Source organism: Kouleothrix sp. 19917, from assembly GCF_057073505.1.
Window position 1 is genome coordinate 8166483 of the sequence record NZ_CP097099.1, and the last position, 16930, is coordinate 8183412.

The 16930-nt window shown below is 59.2% G+C and carries 27 protein-coding genes and 1 pseudogene; all 28 read right to left on the bottom strand.

Annotation, left to right across the window (positions count from 1 at the left end):
• Positions 1-33: 33 nt before the first annotated feature.
• Positions 34-1386, bottom strand: coding sequence for a preprotein translocase subunit SecY (gene secY / locus M1P90_RS32890; RefSeq protein WP_483700066.1), 1353 nt, complete (start codon positions 1384-1386; stop codon positions 34-36).
• An 85-nt stretch (positions 1387-1471) separates the two neighbouring features.
• Positions 1472-1975: a 50S ribosomal protein L15 gene (gene rplO / locus M1P90_RS32895; RefSeq protein ID WP_483700067.1), complete on the bottom strand. Its 504-nt coding sequence runs from the start codon at positions 1973-1975 to the stop codon at positions 1472-1474.
• A 41-nt stretch (positions 1976-2016) separates the two neighbouring features.
• Positions 2017-2367, bottom strand: coding sequence for a DUF4332 domain-containing protein (locus M1P90_RS32900; protein WP_483704725.1), 351 nt, complete (start codon positions 2365-2367; stop codon positions 2017-2019).
• Positions 2359-2553: pseudogene (gene rpmD, locus M1P90_RS32905) on the bottom strand (50S ribosomal protein L30); the annotation flags it as partial. The gene M1P90_RS32900 and the pseudogene rpmD, both read right to left, overlap by 9 nt.
• Positions 2553-3098 (bottom strand): 30S ribosomal protein S5, encoded by a 546-nt coding sequence (gene rpsE / locus M1P90_RS32910; protein WP_483700068.1) that lies wholly within the window; start codon positions 3096-3098, stop codon positions 2553-2555. The pseudogene rpmD and the gene rpsE, both read right to left, overlap by 1 nt.
• Before the next feature lie 84 nt (positions 3099-3182).
• A complete protein-coding gene (gene rplR / locus M1P90_RS32915; protein ID WP_483700069.1) occupies positions 3183-3548 on the bottom strand; it encodes a 50S ribosomal protein L18 in 366 nt (121 codons plus the stop codon).
• A gap of 85 nt (positions 3549-3633) precedes the next feature.
• Entirely contained in the window at positions 3634-4197 is a 564-nt protein-coding gene (rplF, locus tag M1P90_RS32920; RefSeq protein ID WP_483700070.1) for a 50S ribosomal protein L6, read from the bottom strand.
• A gap of 15 nt (positions 4198-4212) precedes the next feature.
• Positions 4213-4611, bottom strand: a complete 399-nt coding sequence (gene rpsH, locus M1P90_RS32925) for a 30S ribosomal protein S8 (RefSeq protein WP_483700071.1) — start codon at positions 4609-4611, stop codon at positions 4213-4215.
• Positions 4612-4677: 66 nt separating this feature from the next.
• The gene (locus tag M1P90_RS32930; protein WP_483700072.1) at positions 4678-4863 is read right to left on the bottom strand and encodes a type Z 30S ribosomal protein S14; all 186 of its coding nucleotides are present in this window, start codon (positions 4861-4863) and stop codon (positions 4678-4680) included.
• A 71-nt stretch (positions 4864-4934) separates the two neighbouring features.
• Entirely contained in the window at positions 4935-5477 is a 543-nt protein-coding gene (gene rplE / locus M1P90_RS32935) for a 50S ribosomal protein L5 (RefSeq protein ID WP_483700073.1), read from the bottom strand.
• Between the two features lie 82 nt (positions 5478-5559).
• A complete protein-coding gene (gene rplX, locus M1P90_RS32940; protein ID WP_483700074.1) occupies positions 5560-5892 on the bottom strand; it encodes a 50S ribosomal protein L24 in 333 nt (110 codons plus the stop codon).
• Between the two features lie 60 nt (positions 5893-5952).
• Positions 5953-6321 carry a 50S ribosomal protein L14 gene (gene rplN / locus M1P90_RS32945; RefSeq protein WP_483700075.1) on the bottom strand — a complete coding sequence of 123 codons (369 nt, stop codon included), beginning with the start codon at positions 6319-6321 and terminating at the stop codon, positions 5953-5955.
• Positions 6322-6323: 2 nt separating this feature from the next.
• Entirely contained in the window at positions 6324-6584 is a 261-nt protein-coding gene (rpsQ, locus tag M1P90_RS32950) for a 30S ribosomal protein S17 (RefSeq protein ID WP_483700076.1), read from the bottom strand.
• A 17-nt stretch (positions 6585-6601) separates the two neighbouring features.
• A complete protein-coding gene (gene rpmC / locus M1P90_RS32955; RefSeq protein ID WP_483700077.1) occupies positions 6602-6796 on the bottom strand; it encodes a 50S ribosomal protein L29 in 195 nt (64 codons plus the stop codon).
• On the bottom strand, positions 6793-7218 hold the full coding sequence (rplP, locus tag M1P90_RS32960; RefSeq protein ID WP_483700078.1) for a 50S ribosomal protein L16: 426 nt from the start codon (positions 7216-7218) through the stop codon (positions 6793-6795). Before rplP ends, rpmC begins: the two co-directional genes overlap by 4 nt.
• Positions 7219-7232: 14 nt before the next feature.
• Positions 7233-8063: a 30S ribosomal protein S3 gene (rpsC, locus tag M1P90_RS32965; RefSeq protein WP_483700079.1), complete on the bottom strand. Its 831-nt coding sequence runs from the start codon at positions 8061-8063 to the stop codon at positions 7233-7235.
• On the bottom strand, positions 8064-8405 hold the full coding sequence (gene rplV / locus M1P90_RS32970) for a 50S ribosomal protein L22 (protein ID WP_483700081.1): 342 nt from the start codon (positions 8403-8405) through the stop codon (positions 8064-8066).
• Between the two features lie 2 nt (positions 8406-8407).
• Positions 8408-8695, bottom strand: a complete 288-nt coding sequence (rpsS, locus tag M1P90_RS32975; RefSeq protein ID WP_483700082.1) for a 30S ribosomal protein S19 — start codon at positions 8693-8695, stop codon at positions 8408-8410.
• 123 nt (positions 8696-8818) lie between these two features.
• A complete protein-coding gene (gene rplB / locus M1P90_RS32980; protein WP_483700083.1) occupies positions 8819-9643 on the bottom strand; it encodes a 50S ribosomal protein L2 in 825 nt (274 codons plus the stop codon).
• A gap of 66 nt (positions 9644-9709) precedes the next feature.
• Entirely contained in the window at positions 9710-9994 is a 285-nt protein-coding gene (rplW, locus tag M1P90_RS32985) for a 50S ribosomal protein L23 (RefSeq protein ID WP_483700084.1), read from the bottom strand.
• Positions 9995-10660 carry a 50S ribosomal protein L4 gene (gene rplD / locus M1P90_RS32990; RefSeq protein ID WP_483700085.1) on the bottom strand — a complete coding sequence of 222 codons (666 nt, stop codon included), beginning with the start codon at positions 10658-10660 and terminating at the stop codon, positions 9995-9997. It abuts the gene before it with no gap.
• A 17-nt stretch (positions 10661-10677) separates the two neighbouring features.
• A complete protein-coding gene (gene rplC / locus M1P90_RS32995; RefSeq protein ID WP_483700087.1) occupies positions 10678-11313 on the bottom strand; it encodes a 50S ribosomal protein L3 in 636 nt (211 codons plus the stop codon).
• Positions 11314-11427: 114 nt separating this feature from the next.
• Positions 11428-11736: a 30S ribosomal protein S10 gene (gene rpsJ, locus M1P90_RS33000; protein ID WP_409571247.1), complete on the bottom strand. Its 309-nt coding sequence runs from the start codon at positions 11734-11736 to the stop codon at positions 11428-11430.
• Between the two features lie 81 nt (positions 11737-11817).
• Positions 11818-13023: an elongation factor Tu gene (gene tuf / locus M1P90_RS33005; RefSeq protein ID WP_483697167.1), complete on the bottom strand. Its 1206-nt coding sequence runs from the start codon at positions 13021-13023 to the stop codon at positions 11818-11820.
• A gap of 105 nt (positions 13024-13128) precedes the next feature.
• On the bottom strand, positions 13129-15234 hold the full coding sequence (fusA, locus tag M1P90_RS33010; protein ID WP_483700088.1) for an elongation factor G: 2106 nt from the start codon (positions 15232-15234) through the stop codon (positions 13129-13131).
• 59 nt (positions 15235-15293) lie between these two features.
• Positions 15294-15767, bottom strand: coding sequence for a 30S ribosomal protein S7 (gene rpsG, locus M1P90_RS33015; RefSeq protein WP_483700089.1), 474 nt, complete (start codon positions 15765-15767; stop codon positions 15294-15296).
• Positions 15768-15822: 55 nt separating this feature from the next.
• The gene (gene rpsL, locus M1P90_RS33020) at positions 15823-16257 is read right to left on the bottom strand and encodes a 30S ribosomal protein S12 (protein WP_483700090.1); all 435 of its coding nucleotides are present in this window, start codon (positions 16255-16257) and stop codon (positions 15823-15825) included.
• A gap of 296 nt (positions 16258-16553) precedes the next feature.
• Entirely contained in the window at positions 16554-16925 is a 372-nt protein-coding gene (locus M1P90_RS33025; RefSeq protein ID WP_483700091.1) for a response regulator, read from the bottom strand.
• Between the last annotated feature and the right edge of the window lie 5 nt (positions 16926-16930).

A 16930-nucleotide genomic window follows, 5' to 3' on the forward strand; every position in this document is an offset into this window, starting at 1 on the left:
GAGCAGCTCTGCTGGTCCTGCCGCCTTATTATGCTAGCGGGTAATAAAGCCTTCGTAGTTACGCATAACCAGCTGTGCTTCGAGTTGGCGCATGGTGTCAATCGCTACGCCGACAACAATCAGCAGTGCTGTGGCGCTGAGACCGATCTGTACCCCCGTAATTTGCTGCGTCAGGAAGGGCAAAATCGCTACAAGGCCAAGGAAAAAGGCGCCGACCAGAGTGATACGATAGACTACTTTGCTCAGGTATTCCTCGGTGCGCTTGCCTGGGCGAATACCGGGGATGAACCCGCCATTGCGCTGGAGCGAGTCGGGAATATTCTGCTGGTTGAAAATCACCATTGTATAGAAATAGGTGAAGCCAACCACCAGCAGGAACAACAGCAGCGAATAGATCAGTGTGCCACGCCCAAACTGCGGGCTAAAGGTCTGGTATGTCCAGCAGGCTGCCTGCTTCAGAAAGCTCGAGCCTTCTGGCGCAACCTGCTCGGGGCACCCATACGAAGCAATCGTGCCCGGGAAGATAATGATGCTTTGCGCGAAGATCAGCGGGATCATGCCCGACATATTGACCTTGAGCGGGATGTGGCTATTCTGGCCGCCATACACGCGATTACCGCGTACGCGCTTGGCATACTGCACCGGCACGCGCCGCTGCCCTTCCTGCACAAGCACAATCCCGACAATGGTGAACAAGCCAATTACCAGGAAGGCAATCAAACCAATAATCGTGGTCGCATCGCCAAGCGTGCCAGTCGTAAATGCCTGGCTGATCAAGCTCGGCAAGCGCGACACAATGCCCGCGAAAATGATCATCGAGATGCCATTGCCAATGCCACGCTCTTGGATCTGCTCGCCCAGCCACACCAGCAACATCGTCCCGGCAACCATTGCTGTGATAATCGTAAAGGTTGGGAAGAAATTACTGAAAATATTGAACTCTGAACGAAACACAGCCGAGCCGCCGCTCACGCCCCGAACAATCGTCAGCGTTTGGCCGTAGGCCTGCAGATACGCCATCGGCACCGTCGCCCAGAAGGTGATGCGATTGATGCGCATGCGGCCCTGCTCGCCTTCTTTCTGCAGGTTTTCCAGCGCAGGAATCAGCGGAGTGAGCAGCTGAACAATAATTTGGGCAGTGATATATGGGTACACACCCATTGCCGCAACCGAAAGGTTCTGCAGCGCGCCACCGGCGAAAATATTAAGCAGCGCGGCGAGCTGATTGTCGCGCAGCGCTTGCTGAAGCGTTGCCAGCGCGCTTGGGTCAATGTTTGGTACAGGAATATGCGCAATAAACCGAAACACCAGCAGCATCAGCAGGGTAAATATGATCCGCCGGCGCAAATCTGGAAGCTGCAGCGCCCGTAAAACCGATTGTAGCATCGACGATGTCTCCTCAATCAGGTAGCCAATACTCGGCCCAGGCGATAAACATAGGGTTTACCGCCTGGTGGCCAAACAGGCATCCCTACTTTCGGTTGCGCATGGCCGGGTTTGGGCCAGCGCTGCGGCTGCGAGTCTCCACATTCCATGGCTCTTCAACCACCGAGCCGCCAGCTGCTTCGATCTTGGAGCGCGCGCTGTTGCTAAACTTATGCGCGTGCACCGTCAGCTTGACATTCAGATCGCCTTCGCCCAGGATCTTCAGCGGCTTATTCTTGTTGATTGCGCCTGAAGCAACCAGATCCTCGATGGTCAGCTCGTGATCTGCTGGCAGCTCACTCAGGTCACCAACATTCATCACCTGATACTCAACCCGCCAGCGGTTTTTAAAGCCACGCAGGTAGGGCATACGCCGAACCATACGGTTCTGGCCACCTTCAAAGGTGCGGTATGGCCCAGGGCCCGAGCGGGCTTTCTGACCCATCATACCTTTGCCAGCCGTCTTGCCTTTACCGGAGCCAGGGCCGCGACCAACCCGCTTTCGTTCGCGGTGTGCGCCTTCAGCTGGCTTCAGATCATGTAATTTCATGGTGTTATCCTCCGCCCGTACGAGCGTTCAATAAGCGTGCGCTAGTCGCGCCGTCCGGCGTTGAGGCTATCTTGCAGCGCTTTGAGCTCGTCCCACTTGCCATCCGCAGCCAGTTGCGCTTGCTCAGGCCAGGTGGTCGGGTCGGCCAGGCGCAGGTTTGCCTTCTGCAGAATTTCCGTGAGCGTGCTCACGTCGGCGGCGGCAAGCTCGGCAAAAGTGCCGATGCCAGCGTCGCGCAGCAGCCCGGCGATCTTTGGCCCAATGCCCTCAACGATTTCGATATCGTCGGCTTTGGGCGCCTTTTTCGCGGGTTTCTTCTCAGGCGCCGCTTCAGGCACCAGTGTTGCGCGGGTGGCCGGGGCTGCCTTTGCGGGTTTCGCCTTCGCCACCACGTCTTCCGCAACTTCCTCAACGGTCACCAGGTGGCGCACTTTGAAGGCCATGCCGCGAATGGCCGGCGTGTCGTTATGAAGCACCGAGCTGTTCAGCTTGCGCAGACCCAGCGACGCAACGGTCGCCTTCTGGTCGATGCTGTAGCCAATTGCGCTCTTGGTATAGGTAATTCGCAGCTTAGCCATCACGAAGCCTCCTGCTGCTCGGCCTTGGCGTGAATGCGCCGCTGGTGCAGTTCCTGTGTTGTCATGCCGCGCATGCGAGCCTGCTCTTCAAGCGAAGTCAGCTCGCTCAGTGCCTTGAACGCAGCCTTCACCACGTTGACGGGGTTGTTGCTGCCGTAGCTCTTCGAAAGAATGTCCTTGATGCCGGCAGCCTCGATGACGGGGCGCACGCCGCGGCCCGCAATAACACCCGTGCCCGGCGCAGCCGGGATCAGGCGCACGCGCGCCGATGAGAACTCGGTCTCGATGTCGTGCGGGATGGTCGTGTTGTTCAGCGGAATGCGAATAACATTCTTCTTCGCCGCTTCCACGCCCTTGCGAATTGCCTCAGGCACTTCGCCGGCCTTGCCCATTCCCACACCAATATGGCCTTTGCCATCGCCAACTACGACGACGGTGCTGAAGCTAAAGCGCCGGCCACCTTTGACAACCTTCGAGACGCGGTTGATTTGAACGACGCGCTCTTCAAGCTCGAGGCCGTCTGCGTTAATGCGTTTCTGTGCCACAATTCCTCCAGTAAGCAGTAGGCATCGCCTGCGGCTGTTGCGGGTGGTAAACCATCAACCGCCAGCCACACGCTGGCTACAGAGTTAGAAGTTTAGGCCAGCTTCGCGCGCCGCATCGGCCAGCGCTTGCACGCGACCATGGTACTTGAAGCCACCGCGATCAAAAACAACTTTATCGATACCGGCGGCTTTGGCGCGCTGAGCGATCAGCTCGCCCACTGCTTTAGCACGCTCAGTCTTGGTTTTGCCCGTCAGCGCACTCGCCAGCTCGGAGTCTTTGGTCGAAGCTGAAACAAGCGTGTGGTTCTGGCTATCGTCGATAACCTGGGCATAAATATGAATGCTGCTGCGAAAAATGCTCAGACGCGGCCGCTCGCTGGTACCACCAACGCGCTTGCGCACGCGCAAATGCCGCCGAACACGCAGCTCTCGGGGTGAACGTCCTGCCATGATAGTTTCACTCCTGGCGACAGAGATTATATCCCCTGTCTAATATGCTTGAGTTACAAGCGCCCAATGGCGTGTAACCGAAACGCTACTTCGTCTTGCCAGTCTTGCCGGCCTTGCGGCGGACTTTTTCGCCCTGGTAGCGAATGCCGTAGCCCTTGTAGGGTTCCGGCGGTCGCAGCCCGCGCAGTTTGGCCGCTTCTTCGCCAACCGTCTGCTTGTTGATACCGCGGATGATCACCTGCTGTGGCTCGTTGGCGCTGCGGCGCTCGACGATATCGAACGTCACGCCCTCGGGCGGCACCACGCGAATCGGGTGCGAAAACCCAACTTGCAGAATGATGTTTTTGCCTTCGCGCGAGGCGCGGAAGCCAACACCGGTAATCTCAAGCACACGCTGGTAGCCATCGGTCACGCCAGTGACCATATTCGCCAGCAGCGACCGGGTCAGGCCGTGAAGCGCGCGCATGCGCTGCTCGTCCGAAGGACGTGCGACGGTCAGCACGCCACTATCCTGAGCGATCTGAATCTCTGGCGGCAGCTGCTGCTCAAGGGAACCCTTCGGGCCCTTGACTTTGACATAGTTCTCGTCAGAGACCTGGATCTCCACACCCTTGGGAAGGGAGATCGGTTTTTTACCAATACGCGACATACTCGTTGCTCCCCGCTACCAAACGTAGCAAAGCACTTCGCCACCGACATGCTGCTGCCACGCTTCGTGGCCGGCCATCACGCCGCGCGGAGTCGACAGGATGCTCAAACCAAGGCCATTGCGCACGCGTGGGATGTCGGCGCGGCCGGTATAAATACGCAACCCCGGCTTGCTCACACGCTTCAGGCCGGTTATGACCGAGCGGCGATCACTCGTATACTTCAGTGTAATAACAATGGTATCAGCCGGCTGGCCCTTCTGCACCTCATAGTCGCGAATAAAACCTTCGCGCTTCAGAATATCGGCAATCGCAACTTTCATTTTCGATGACGGCACTGCCACAGTTGTGTGGCGGGCCATGCACGCGTTGCGGATGCGGGTCAGCATATCTGCAATCGGGTCGTTAACGCTCACGGCGCTCCTCCTTGAAACCAGTATTAGTTCTGGGCCGCACAAAATACGCTTGCTCAACAGTGGGCACTACCAGCTCGACTTGGTAACGCCAGGAATCAGCCCCTTGAGTGCATTCTCTCGGAAGCAGATACGGCACATGCCGAACTTGCGCATGTATGCGCGCGAACGGCCACACAGCTTGCAGCGATTGTACGCACGAACCCGATACTTGGGCGCCCGCTGAGACTTGACGATTAGAGATTTTTTGGCCAATGTAAAGTTCCTCCTATGCCCGAGCTGGTCAGTGGGGCGAATGTTTTCGTGGCCCCTGCTCCTGGCCCGTGCTAATCACGAAATGGCATACCAAGGCGCTTCAGCAGCGCATAGCCCTGGGCGTCATCTGGCGCGTTAGTGACGATCGCTACTTCCAGGCCGCGAATCTTGTCGACCTTGTCGTAATCGATCTCGGGGAAAATAATCTGCTCGCGCAGGCCCAGGCTATAGTTGCCGCGCCCGTCGAACGAACGCCGGCTGATGCCACGGAAGTCACGCAAACGAGGCAGCGCCAAATTCATCAACCGATCCAGGAAATCGTACATCTTCGGGCCGCGCAGCGTCACCATTGCGCCAATCGATTGGCCCTGGCGCAGCTTAAACGCCGCAATCGACTTTTTGGCCTTGGTGATCACCGGCTTCTGGCCGCTGATTGCGGTCAGGTCGCCCACGGCAGCATCCAGCGCCTTGTTGTTCTGCAGCGCCTCGCCGAGGCCGATATTCAGCACAACCTTCTGCAAGCGCGGAACCTGCATCACGGTCTTGTACGAGAATTCCTGCATCAGCGCCGGAACGACCTCGTTTTCATATTTTTCTCTGAGTCGCGTTGCCATTGTTACTCCTCAAGGGCTTGGAAAGCCGACTATCAGCATTCCGGCCTTGATATGTTCAATTACCTGCTAACCGTACGCTGCTTTATTCATCCACCGCCGCGTCGCAGGCCTTGCAGAAGCGCACTTTGCGCTGGCGACCGCGATCGTCGGTTTCTTCCAGGAAGCGGTGGCCAGTTCGCGCGGCGCGGCCGCACTGCGGGCAAATCAGCATCACATTCGATGCATCAATTGCAGCTTCGCGCTCGATGATGCCGCTGGGCTGGCCTGGGCCACGCTGTTTGGTGTGGCGTTTGATGATGTTCAGCCCTTCAACAATCACGCGGCGATCCTTGGGCTGCGCTTCCTTAACCTTGCCGCGCTTGCCCTTATCTTTGCCGGTGATCACCAGAACTTCATCACCACTTTTGACGTGCATATCTCTCAACCCCTTACGATCTGCGTTGCGGGTGGTTCCCACAAGCCGCCAATCGCTGATTTACAATACCTCGGGCGCCAGCGAGATAATCTTCATGAACGCTTTTTCGCGCAGCTCGCGCGCCACCGGCCCAAAGATGCGCGTGCCGCGCGGGTTGTTCTCTTTGCCGATGATCACCGCCGCATTGTCGTCAAAGCGGATGTGCGAGCCATCCGGGCGAACATATTCTTTGGCGGTGCGCACAATCACGGCGCGCACAACCTCGCCCTTCTTTACGGTACCGCCCGGCGTCGCTTCCTTGACCGAGGCAATAATCACATCGCCCACAAAGCCATAGCGCACGCGCGAGCCGCCCATAACGCGGATACACATGATTTCTTTCGCGCCGGTGTTATCGGCGACGCGCAGGCGAGTTTGTTGCTGAACCATTGCTAATTCTCCTCGCCGTGCTGAATGATCTCAATCACTTCCCAGCGCTTGGTTTTGCTCAAGGGCCGGGTTTCGCCGATGCGCACCACGTCGCCGACGTGGCACTGGTTGCTTGCATCATGCGCGTGAAACTTGTTCGTTTTACGAATGATCTTGCGATACAGTGGGTGCGGGCGCAGGTAATCGACCGCGACCACAACCGTCTTGTCCATTTTATCGCTGACCACCCGGCCAATTTTGTACAGGCGTCGTTGTTCGGCCATCTTCGCTCTCCTGGTCGTTAGAGGCCAAGCTCGCGCTCACGCAGGATCGTCTTGATGCGCGCAATCTCGCGCTTGACGATCCGCGGGCGGCCGCTGGCGGTCAGCTTGCCCATAACCTGCTGGAAACGCAGGTTAAACAGTTCCTCGTAGTGCTCCTTCAGCTGGCTCTGCAGCTTCTCGGAGTCGAGGTTGCGTAGCTCGTCGGTGTTCATTCGGCGGCCTCCACATCCTCACGGCCAATGATTTTGCACTTGATCGGCATTTTCTGCGCGGCCAGGCTGAGCGCTTCCTGAGCGATCTCGGGCCGCACGCCGCCAAGCTCGAACATGATCCGGCCCGGCTTGACAACGGCGACATAGTGGTCGACCGCGCCCTTGCCGGAACCCATGCGCGTTTCGGCTGGTTTCGCCGTCACTGGCTTGTCTGGGAAAATCCGGATCCAGATTTTGCCACCGCGCTTGACGTGGTGGGTAATTGCGCGGCGGGCCGCCTCGATCTGGCGTGAGGTGATCCAGGTTGCCTCAAGGGCCATCAGCCCGAAATCACCAAATGCTACCGAGTTGCCGCGCTGGGCCATGCCCTTGGTGCGGCCGCGCTGCTGCTTGCGGTATTTCACCCGCTTTGGCATCAACATAGTCGTTGCTCCTATTAACCGCGGGGACGTGCGCCGCCACCGCGGCCACCACGCCCACCGCGACCACGGTCGCCGCCCTCGCGGTCGCCGCCGCTGCTGCCACGATCACGATCGCCACGGCCACCGCCGCGGCCACTACGCTGGCGCGGCCGGTTCTCTTCTTCGGCGGCCTGGGCGCGTGCCGAGGCCGTCTGCACGACCTGGAGCTTGCCCATTGCGTCGGGGAAAACTTCGCCCTTGTAGATCCAGACCTTCACGCCAATACGGCCATAGGTCGTGTGGGCGTGCACCTGCGCGTAGTCAATGTCGGCGCGCAGTGTGTGGCGCGGCACCCGGCCATCGCTTTCGTTAGCAATGCGGGCCATTTCAGCGCCGCCCAGGCGGCCCGAGCACTTGATCTTCACGCCCTGCGCACCCAAACGCATGGCGCGCTGCACGGCCTGTTTCATGGCGCGCTTGTAGGAAACGCGCTTGTTGATCTGCTCGGCAATGCTTTCGGCCACAAGCTGCGCCTCAAGCTCAGGCTGGTGAATTTCCTGAATGTTCAGCTTGACTTTCTTGCCGGTGCGCTTCTCAAGGTCGGCTTTCAGCTCATCGACCTTGGCGCCGCGCTTGCCAATCACAATGCCGGGCTTGGCGGTGTACACCGTCACCTCGACACGATTGGCCGCGCGCTCAATGTCGACGCGCGCAACACCTGCGTTCGCCAGCTCTTTGATGATTAGTTGGCGCAGCAGAATATCTTCATGGAGCTGATCGGTGTATGTCCGGTCAGCGAACCACTTCGACTGCCAGTCCTTGATGTAGCCAAGCCGGAAACCAATTGGATGTACCTTGCGTCCCATTTAAATCTCCTCGCCGTCGTCCACGATCACGGTAATATGCGTGGTGCGCTTGCGGATGCGGTCGGCGCGGCCACGGGCGCGCGGCATAAAGCGCTTGAACGATGGCCCTTCGTCGGCGAAGATGGTTTTCACCGTCAGCGCCTCAGGATCCATCTCGAAGTTATTTTCGGCATTAGCAGCCGCCGACTGAATAGTGCGCGCCACTTCCTTGGCTGCCTTCTGAGGAAGGTAGCGCAGAATGGCGAGCGCGCGCTCAACCGGCTTGCCGCGAACCAGATCCATGACCGGGCGCACCTTGGTTGGCGAGATGCGCACCATTTTGTTAACAGCCTTCGCTTGCATGGCTATTTCACCTTCCCGCGCTTGTCGGCCTTTTTGCCACCATGACCGCGGAAGAAGCGCGTCGGCGCAAACTCGCCAAGCTTGTGGCCCACCATGTTCTCGGTGATGTACACCGGCACATGGCGTCGGCCGTCGTGAACGGCGATGGTGTGCCCCACCATCTGCGGGAAGATCGTCGACGGGCGCGACCACGTGCGCAGCACGCGTTTTTCATTCGCGCGGTTCATGTCTTCGATGCGACCCAGCAGCCGTATATCCACGTACGGCCCTTTTTTCGACGAACGAGACATTCAATCCCTTCCTTTGTGTTTGGGAGGAGGGAGGGGTTGAGCATGAGCCCATTGCCCCCGGCGCGTTAGAACGCGCTCCCACCTTGTTGATATCGTCAGCGCAGACGTGCTGCTGCGCCCAAACTACGGTTTCCGGCGGCGAACAATATAGCGGTCGGTGCTGGGGTTCTGCCGCGTGCGAACGCCGCGCGCCGGTTTGCCCCACTTGGTTTTCGGCGACATACCACGCGGTGCGCGGCCTTCGCCACCACCATGGGGATGGTCGCGCGGGTTCATAGCCGAACCACGCACCTCGGGCCGGCGACCCAGCCAGCGCTTGCGGCCAGCCTTGCCAATCCGAATATTCTGATGGTCGAGGTTGCCCACCTGGCCAATCGTCGCCAGGCAGTCAATCAGCACCTGCCGCATTTCGCCCGAGGGCATACGCAGGGTGGCGTAGTTGCCTTCCTTCGCCATCAGCTGAGCTGAAGCACCGGCACTGCGCACCATCACCCCACCACGGCCAAGCTGCAGCTCGACGTTGTGCACCTGCGAACCAAGCGGGATCGAGCGCAGCGGCAGCGCGTTGCCCACGCGCACCTCAGCCTCGGGGCCGCTCATCACGGTGTCGCCAACACTCAGGCCCAGCGGCGCCAGAATATAGCGCTTCTCGCCATCGGCATAGTTCAGCAGGGCGATGCGCGCGCTGCGGTTTGGATCGTACTCAATCGACGCAACGTTGGCAGGAACGCCATGCTTGTTGCGCTTGAAGTCAATGATGCGGTAGGCGCGCTTGTGCCCGCCGCCGCGGTGCCGGGTAGTAATGCGGCCATAGTTGTTGCGGCCACCGCTCTTGCTCAGCGGGGCCAGCAGCCGCTTTTCCGGGTCTTTTTTGGTCACTTCCTCGAACGTTGCAACCGACATGTTGCGGCGGCCGGCCGAGGTTGGTTTGTATCGTCGAACACCCATCGTTTACTCCGTGAAGTGCTGAGCTTTGCGCGCTGAGAAGAACGCAGGCCCAAAGCTCAAAACTTGTTACACGCCTTCGAATAGCTCGATGCGATCACCCTCGGCCAGCGTCACGATCGCTTTTTTCCAGTCGGAAGTGTAGCCAAAGCGGTTGCCACGCCGGCGCAGCTTGCCGCGCACATTTAGCGTGTGAACGCCCGTAACCGTGACGTTGAAAATTTCCTCAACTGCCTGCTGGATCTGGGTTTTGTTCGCCGAACGATCCACCTCGAAGCTGTATTTGTTCAGCGACATGAGGTTGGTGTTCTTCTCGGTGATCAGCGGGCGGATGATTATCTGATGCGCATTCATTTAGGCCTCCTCGTTCGCCGCATCGCTGTCGGCTTCGCCATTGGCCTGGCTTAGAAAACTCGCCAGCACGTCAATCGCCGCACGCGAAATCACGACATTGTCGTGGCTCAGCAGATCGATCACATTGACATAATGTGCAAGCAAGGTTTTCACGCCCGCAATATTGCCAGCCGATTTCTGAACAACCTCGTCTTTGCGGTCAAGCACGATCAGTGTCTTGCCCGCAAGCTCCAGCGACGTCAGGCTCTGGATGAAGTCCTTCGTTCGCGGCTTTTCGAACGAGAACGCATCAACAAAGCGAATCTCGTCGGCGGCATATTTTGCCGAAAGCGCCGAGCGAACCGCCAAACGGCGCATTTTGCGCGGCATTGCCTGCGCATACGAGCGTGGGTGCGGGCCGTGGGCAACGCCACCGCCTTTGCGGTGCGGCGCGCGCACCGAACCCTGGCGGGCACGGCCAGTGCCTTTCTGGCGGAACAGCTTGCGTGTGCTGCCAGCGACCTCGCCACGGCCACGCGTGTTGTGCGTGCCCATGCGCGCATTCGCCTGCTGGCGAACCATGGCCTGGTGCATTACCGGCACATTTGGCTCGATGCCAAAAATATATTCATCCAGCTGGATGGTTCCGACCTCGCTGCCGGACTGATTAAAGATCTTAGCTTCCATCGACGCGTACCCCTCTGTTAATTGGTGGATTTGACTGCGCGGCGAACCATCAGCAGCCCATTCTTCGCGCCCGGCACCGAGCCTCGTACCAGCAGGATGTTCTTGTCGGCAAGAACCTCAACAACCTGCAGGTTTTGTACGGTTACGCGGCGATTGCCCATACGGCCCGCCATACGCGTACCCTTCCACACCCGGCCGGGGTCGGTACCCGCACCAATCGAACCGGGGGCGCGCCAGCGGTCGCTCTGGCCATGGGTCTTGGGGCCACCACTAAATCCGTGGCGCTTCACAACACCCTGGAAGCCGCGACCTTTTGATGTGCCAGTGACATCGATCACCTGGCCCGGCTCAAAAACTTCCACAGTCAGAACCTGACCAACCTCGTGCTCTTCGATATTGTCGGCACCGAACTCGCGCAGATAGCGCACCAGGCGGCCTGCGCCGGCCAGGTGCCCCTGCTCGGGCTTGGTCAGGCTCTTCGCCTTCGCTTCGCCAAAGCCAATCTGCACCGCTTCGTAGCCATCGCGATCTTTGCTGCGCACTTGCGTCACAACGCACGGGCCAAGCTCGATCACCGTTACTGGGATGGCCTCGCCCGCAGGGCTAAAGACCTGGGTCATCCCAATTTTGCGGCCTAGCAATCCTTCAATCATAATTGCACCTCGGCAGCGTGCGGGCTCACGGTACATACCTGCCGCAGCGGCTGCGTTTCAGAAGAACAAACCCAAAGAACGCTTTTCTTGCGAGCGATACGTTGCCGGTTGTTCTTAGAGCTTAATCTCGATATCGACACCCGCCGGCAGGTTGAGCTTCATCAAGGCGTTAATCGTCTGCTGGCTTGGGTCCAGCACGTCGATCAGGCGCTTGTGTGTGCGAATCTCAAACTGTTCCTGCGAGTCCTTATCGATGAACGACGAGCGAATCACACTGTACTTCTCGATCTTGGTCGGCAGCGGAACCGGACCGGCGACAAGCGCACCAGTTCGTTCAGCCGCCTCGACGATCTGCCGCGCCGATTGATCAAGAATTTTATGGTCATACGCTTTGAGGCGGATGCGAACCTTTTGCTTTGCCATTCTGCGCTCCTGTGCGGTAAACACACAAGAAAATGTCGAGTGCAGAGCGAGAACTCCGCACTCGCCATCTTCTATGCTTGCCTACGACTCAATCTTGGTCACAACGCCCGAGCCGACCGTGCGGCCACCTTCGCGGATTGCGAAACGCAAGCCTTCCTCGATCGCCACCGGCACGATCAGCTCCACGCCCATCTCCACGTTGTCCCCCGGCATCACCATCTCCATCCCTTCCGGCAGCGTGATCGAACCCGTCACGTCCGTCGTTCGGATGTAGAACTGCGGCCGGTAGCCTGGGAAGAATGGCGTGTGCCGCCCGCCTTCTTCTTTCTTCAGCACATACACCTGCGCCTTGACCTTCTTGTGCGGCTTGATCGACCCCGGAGCCGCCAGCACCTGCCCGCGCTCCACGTCCGTCCGCTCAATACCGCGCAGCAGCACGCCCACATTGTCGCCCGCTACGCCTTCGTCCAGCGTTTTCTGGAACATTTCCACGCCCGTCACCACCGTCTTGCGCGGCGCACCCTCGCTCATACCGATGATCTCGATTGTGTCGGTCATCTTGACCTTGCCGCGCTCGATCCGGCCCGTCACCACGGTGCCGCGACCCTTGATGCCAAACACGTCTTCGATTGGCATCAGGAACGGCTGGTCGATCGCGCGCTGCGGCGTGGGGATGTAGCTGTCCACCGCGTCCATCAGCTCCAGGATGCTCTTGTACTCCGGCGCGTTCGGGTCGGTCGAGGTCGACGACAGCGCCTGCAGCGCCGAGCCGCGAATGATCGGAATGTCGTCGCCGGGGAAGTCGTACTTCGAAAGCAGCTCGCGCAGCTCCAACTCGACCAGCTCCAGCAGTTCCGGGTCGTCCATCATGTCGACCTTGTTCAGGAACACGACCATGGCCGGCACCTGCACCTGGCGGGCGAGCAGGATGTGCTCGCGGGTCTGCGGCATCGGGCCGTCTGGGGCCGACACGACCAGGATCGCGCCGTCCATCTGGGCAGCGCCGGTGATCATGTTCTTGATGTAGTCGGCGTGGCCCGGGCAGTCGACGTGGGCATAGTGGCGGTTGTCGGTCTGGTACTCGACGTGGCGGATGGCGATGGTAATACCGCGCGCGCGCTCTTCGGGCGCGTTGTCGATCTGGTCGTAGGAGGTATACTTGGCCGCGCCCTTCATCGCCAGCACTTTGGTGATGGCGGCGGTCAAGGTCGTCTTGCCGTGGTCGACGTGACCAATCGTCCCGACGTTGATATGCGGTTTGGTTCGCTCGAACTTCTGCTTCGCCATAAAACAGTTACTCCTTACAGTCCGTCAATCAGTAGTACATACGAGAGCCGTGAGAGAAGCGCGGCCTTGAGCCATCATTTCTCTCACAGCTCATTTAGGTCTTTGTTAGACGCGCCGCTTTTCGATAATCTCTTTCGCCAGCGCTTCGGACAGCGGCTGGTAGTACGCAAACTCCATCGAAGAAGTCGCGCGCCCCTGTGTTGCCGAGCGCAGGTCGGTGGTATAACCGAACATCGACGCCAGCGGAACGAATGCGCGTACCACCTGGGCGTTACCGCGTGCTTCCATGCCTTCAACCTGGCCACGGCGCGAGTTCAGGTCGCCGAGCACTGTGCCAAGAAAATCCTCAGGCGTAGTGACTTCGACCTTCATCACTGGCTCAAGAAGCTGCGGGCGACCTTTGCGCACGCCTTCCTTGAGGCCCATCGACGCGGCGATCTTGAACGCCATTTCCGACGAGTCCACTTCGTGGAACGAGCCATCGTACAGCGTCACTTTGACGTCGACTACCGGGAAGCCGGCGATCACACCGCTCTGCATCGCTTCCTTGATGCCCTGCTCGGTCGGGCCGACGTATTCCTTCGGCACCGAACCGCCAACAATCGCGTTGACGAACTCAAAGCCCTTGCCGCGCTCGAGTGGCTCAAGCTGAAGCTTGACGTGACCGTACTGGCCTTTACCACCCGACTGGCGCACGAACTTCGAGTCAACATCCGCCGGAACGCTGATCGACTCGCGGTAGGCCACCTGCGGCTTGCCCTGGTTGGCCTCAACCTTGTACTCGCGGCGCATGCGGTCGACCATCACCTCAAGGTGAAGCTCGCCCATGCCGGCGATAATCGTCTGGCCGGTTTCCTCGTCGGTGCGCACGCGGAAGGTCGGATCTTCCTCGCTCAGCTTCTGCAGCGCAATACCAAGCTTGTCCTGGTCGGACTTGGTCTTGGGCTCGATTGCGAGCTGGATCACCGGCTCCGCGAAGCGGATGGTTTCGAGCGCAATCGGGTTTTCCGGGTCGCAGATCGTATCGCCAGTGAAGGTGCTCTTCGGGCCGACCATCGCGGCGATATCGCCGGCGTAGACTTCCTTGATTTCTTCGCGGTGGTTCGCGTGCATCTGGATCAAGCGACCCACGCGCTCGCGCTGACCACGCGAGGTGTTCAGCACATACGAGCCAGCTTCGAGCTTGCCCGAGTAGACGCGGAAGTACGCCAGCTTACCGACGTACGGGTCGGCCATGATCTTGAACACCAAGCCGGCGAACGGCGCTGACTCGCTGGTTTCGCGCGAGATCGGCTCCACGCCCTCTTCGCCCAAAATCTGGCCCGGCTGCGTGCCGGTGATTGCGGGAATGTCGAGCGGCGACGGCAGATAGAAGACAACCGCGTCAAGCACGCGCTGCACGCCCTTGTTCTTCAAGGCCGCGCCGCAGAGCACTGGAACCAGCTTGCCTTCAATCGTTGCCTTGCGAAGCGCGCGCTTCAGCTCCTCGACGCCTAGCTCCTCACCCTCAAGATAGAGAAGGGTCAGTTCGTCGTCGGTCTCGGCAATCGCCTCAATCATCTCTTGGCGCAGCTGCTCGGCCTTGGCCGCAACTTCCGCCGGGATTTCCTGCAGCTCTTCGCGCTTGCCAGCATCGTCGAGGTACAGAACCGCCTTGTTGTCCAGCAGGTCAACAATGCCGCGGAAACGATCCTCGGCGCCAATCGGCAGCTGGATCGGCACAGCCCGCGCGCCCAGACGATCTTTGATCATCTGCAAAGTGCGGTCGAAGTTAGCGCCGGTGCGATCCATTTTGTTCACAAAACAGATGCGCGGCACTTTGTACTTATCGGCCTGCCGCCACACAGTTTCCGACTGCGGCTCCACGCCAGCAACAGCGTCGAAGACGACTACGCCACCGTCGAGCACGCGCAGTGAGCGCTCCACCTCGGCGGTAAAGTCGACGTGTCCGGGGGTGTCAATGATATTGATCCGGTAGATCTCGTCGTTGACACTCCACTGCGCCGTGGTTGCCGCCGCGGTGATGGTGATGCCGCGCTCGCGTTCCTGCTCCATCCAGTCCATGGTGGCAGTGCCTTCATGAACTTCGCCGATCTTGTAGGTTCGGCCGGTGTAGAACAGAATGCGCTCGGTCGTCGTCGTCTTTCCCGCATCAATGTGGGCAATAATGCCGATATTTCGAGTCCGCTCTAATGGTATTTCGCGGGCCATGATATGCTCTTCTCCCTAGTAGTTAGTAACAATCGCTTTGCTATGATGACCAACCGTGTTTAGAACTTGCCGTAGTGCGAGAACGCGCGGTTGGCTTCAGCCATACGCTGAACGTCTTCCTTGCGCTTGATGGTGCTGCCCGTGTTATTAAAGGCATCCATCAGCTCAGTGGCCAGGCGCTCGTGCATCGGCTTGCCGCTGCGGCCACGCGCCGAGATCAGCAGCCAGCGCATCGCCAGCGACTGGCGGCGGTCGCTCTTCACCTCGACCGGAACCTGGTACGTTGCGCCGCCAACGCGCTTGGGCTTGACCTCGATGGCCGGGCCAGCGTTGCGCAGCGCAATCTCGAATACTTCCATCGGCGTCTTTTTCAGGCGGTCGGCCGCCATCTCAAGCGCCTGGTAAACGATCTTCTCAGCAGTGCTTTTCTTGCCGCGCTGCATCACCTTATTAATAAACTGCTGCACGACCACGCTGTTGTAGCGCGCGTCGGGCGAAGGGATGCGCTTGACAATCGTTCCTCGACGGGGCATAGGTTTACCTCATATCAGGCGTGCGTGCTGCGCCGGGGCGCACCGAGCACGAATGTTACTTCTTCTTCGCCGGCGTGCCGCCCGACTTCTTCGTGCCGTACTTCGAGCGACCCTGCTTGCGGTTCGCCACGCCCTGTGCGTCGAGCACGCCACGAACAATGTGGTAGCGAACACCTGGCAAGTCCTTCACACGGCCGCCGCGAATAAGGACTACCGAGTGCTCTTGCAGATTGTGGCCCTCACCAGGGATGTAGGCCGTGACTTCCATGCCGTTGCTCAGGCGCACGCGCGCAATCTTGCGCAGCGCAGAGTTCGGCTTCTTTGGGGTCATGGTCTTCACCTGAGTGCAGACGCCTCGCTTGAACGGCGAGCCTTTCCCACGCGTCAGCCGCCCCTTGATGGCGTTGTATGTGAAGCGAAGCGCAGGAGCTTTCGTCTTCTTCACTACCGGCTTGCGAGGTTTGCGTACCAACTGATTGATTGTCGGCATCCTGTGTACTTCCTCCCTTAGGCGCCTGTGCCGTGCACACGGCAGGAACGAGTTCCATTCTGAGAGCTAAAAACCATTATTTCTTGGTGGCGAATGTGCCGCTTTCGTGCCACCCTTTATTACAAAACAAAACTCGAACCCCGTTCTGGTCGTGGCGAATGCATGACGCCACGCCTTAGATAGGGTTCCGAGATGTGCGCAAGCCATTAGCTTTGGTTTGCACAGCAGTTGCGGAGTATATCACAGCGCCGTAGGGCTGTCAAATATTGGGGGTGTTGGCTTGTTTGTGCTGGGCTTTAGGATGCGCTCTTATGTGGCAGCCATGCTTCGACGATTTCGCGAATCTGGCGCATGCTCAAAGGTTTATAGAAGAATGCCGATACGCCAGCTTCTTGCAGCATCTGCTCGACGGTGACATCGGCCGAGATGACGATAAAGGGGAAGGTGTAGCCGTGCTCGCGTACAGCGCCCAGCAGCTCTACCCCTGTCATGTTTGGCATACGCTGGTCGCTGATGATTAAATCGCAGCCACGCTCGAGTACGAGTGCCAGCGCATCCGAACCGTCGGCAGCCGCTGAAATTGTGGCGGTGGGGGCGGCCCGCTGGACTGCGCGCGTCAAAAACTCGCGAACGTCGTCTTCATCTTCAGCGATAATAATGTGTTGCACAGTTG

What these genes read in the sequence shown, in the direction of transcription:
- secY (WP_483700066.1), bottom strand. Translation starts at nt 1,386, where the DNA reads ATGCTACAATCGGTTTTACGGGCGCTGCAGCTTCCAGATTTGCGCCGG.
- rplO (WP_483700067.1), bottom strand. Translation starts at nt 1,975, where the DNA reads ATGAAATTACATGATCTGAAGCCAGCTGAAGGCGCACACCGCGAACGA.
- rplR (WP_483700069.1), bottom strand. Translation starts at nt 3,548, where the DNA reads ATGGCAGGACGTTCACCCCGAGAGCTGCGTGTTCGGCGGCATTTGCGC.
- rplF (WP_483700070.1), bottom strand. Translation starts at nt 4,197, where the DNA reads ATGTCGCGTATTGGTAAAAAACCGATCTCCCTTCCCAAGGGTGTGGAG.
- rplE (WP_483700073.1), bottom strand. Translation starts at nt 5,477, where the DNA reads ATGGCAACGCGACTCAGAGAAAAATATGAAAACGAGGTCGTTCCGGCG.
- rplX (WP_483700074.1), bottom strand. Translation starts at nt 5,892, where the DNA reads ATGCACGTCAAAAGTGGTGATGAAGTTCTGGTGATCACCGGCAAAGAT.
- rplN (WP_483700075.1), bottom strand. Translation starts at nt 6,321, where the DNA reads ATGGTTCAGCAACAAACTCGCCTGCGCGTCGCCGATAACACCGGCGCG.
- rpsQ (WP_483700076.1), bottom strand. Translation starts at nt 6,584, where the DNA reads ATGGCCGAACAACGACGCCTGTACAAAATTGGCCGGGTGGTCAGCGAT.
- rpmC (WP_483700077.1), bottom strand. Translation starts at nt 6,796, where the DNA reads ATGAACACCGACGAGCTACGCAACCTCGACTCCGAGAAGCTGCAGAGC.
- rplP (WP_483700078.1), bottom strand. Translation starts at nt 7,218, where the DNA reads ATGTTGATGCCAAAGCGGGTGAAATACCGCAAGCAGCAGCGCGGCCGC.
- rpsC (WP_483700079.1), bottom strand. Translation starts at nt 8,063, where the DNA reads ATGGGACGCAAGGTACATCCAATTGGTTTCCGGCTTGGCTACATCAAG.
- rplV (WP_483700081.1), bottom strand. Translation starts at nt 8,405, where the DNA reads ATGCAAGCGAAGGCTGTTAACAAAATGGTGCGCATCTCGCCAACCAAG.
- rpsS (WP_483700082.1), bottom strand. Translation starts at nt 8,695, where the DNA reads ATGTCTCGTTCGTCGAAAAAAGGGCCGTACGTGGATATACGGCTGCTG.
- rplB (WP_483700083.1), bottom strand. Translation starts at nt 9,643, where the DNA reads ATGGGTGTTCGACGATACAAACCAACCTCGGCCGGCCGCCGCAACATG.
- rplW (WP_483700084.1), bottom strand. Translation starts at nt 9,994, where the DNA reads ATGAATGCGCATCAGATAATCATCCGCCCGCTGATCACCGAGAAGAAC.
- rplD (WP_483700085.1), bottom strand. Translation starts at nt 10,660, where the DNA reads ATGGAAGCTAAGATCTTTAATCAGTCCGGCAGCGAGGTCGGAACCATC.
- rplC (WP_483700087.1), bottom strand. Translation starts at nt 11,313, where the DNA reads ATGATTGAAGGATTGCTAGGCCGCAAAATTGGGATGACCCAGGTCTTT.
- rpsJ (WP_409571247.1), bottom strand. Translation starts at nt 11,736, where the DNA reads ATGGCAAAGCAAAAGGTTCGCATCCGCCTCAAAGCGTATGACCATAAA.
- tuf (WP_483697167.1), bottom strand. Translation starts at nt 13,023, where the DNA reads ATGGCGAAGCAGAAGTTCGAGCGAACCAAACCGCATATCAACGTCGGG.
- fusA (WP_483700088.1), bottom strand. Translation starts at nt 15,234, where the DNA reads ATGGCCCGCGAAATACCATTAGAGCGGACTCGAAATATCGGCATTATT.
- rpsG (WP_483700089.1), bottom strand. Translation starts at nt 15,767, where the DNA reads ATGCCCCGTCGAGGAACGATTGTCAAGCGCATCCCTTCGCCCGACGCG.
- rpsL (WP_483700090.1), bottom strand. Translation starts at nt 16,257, where the DNA reads ATGCCGACAATCAATCAGTTGGTACGCAAACCTCGCAAGCCGGTAGTG.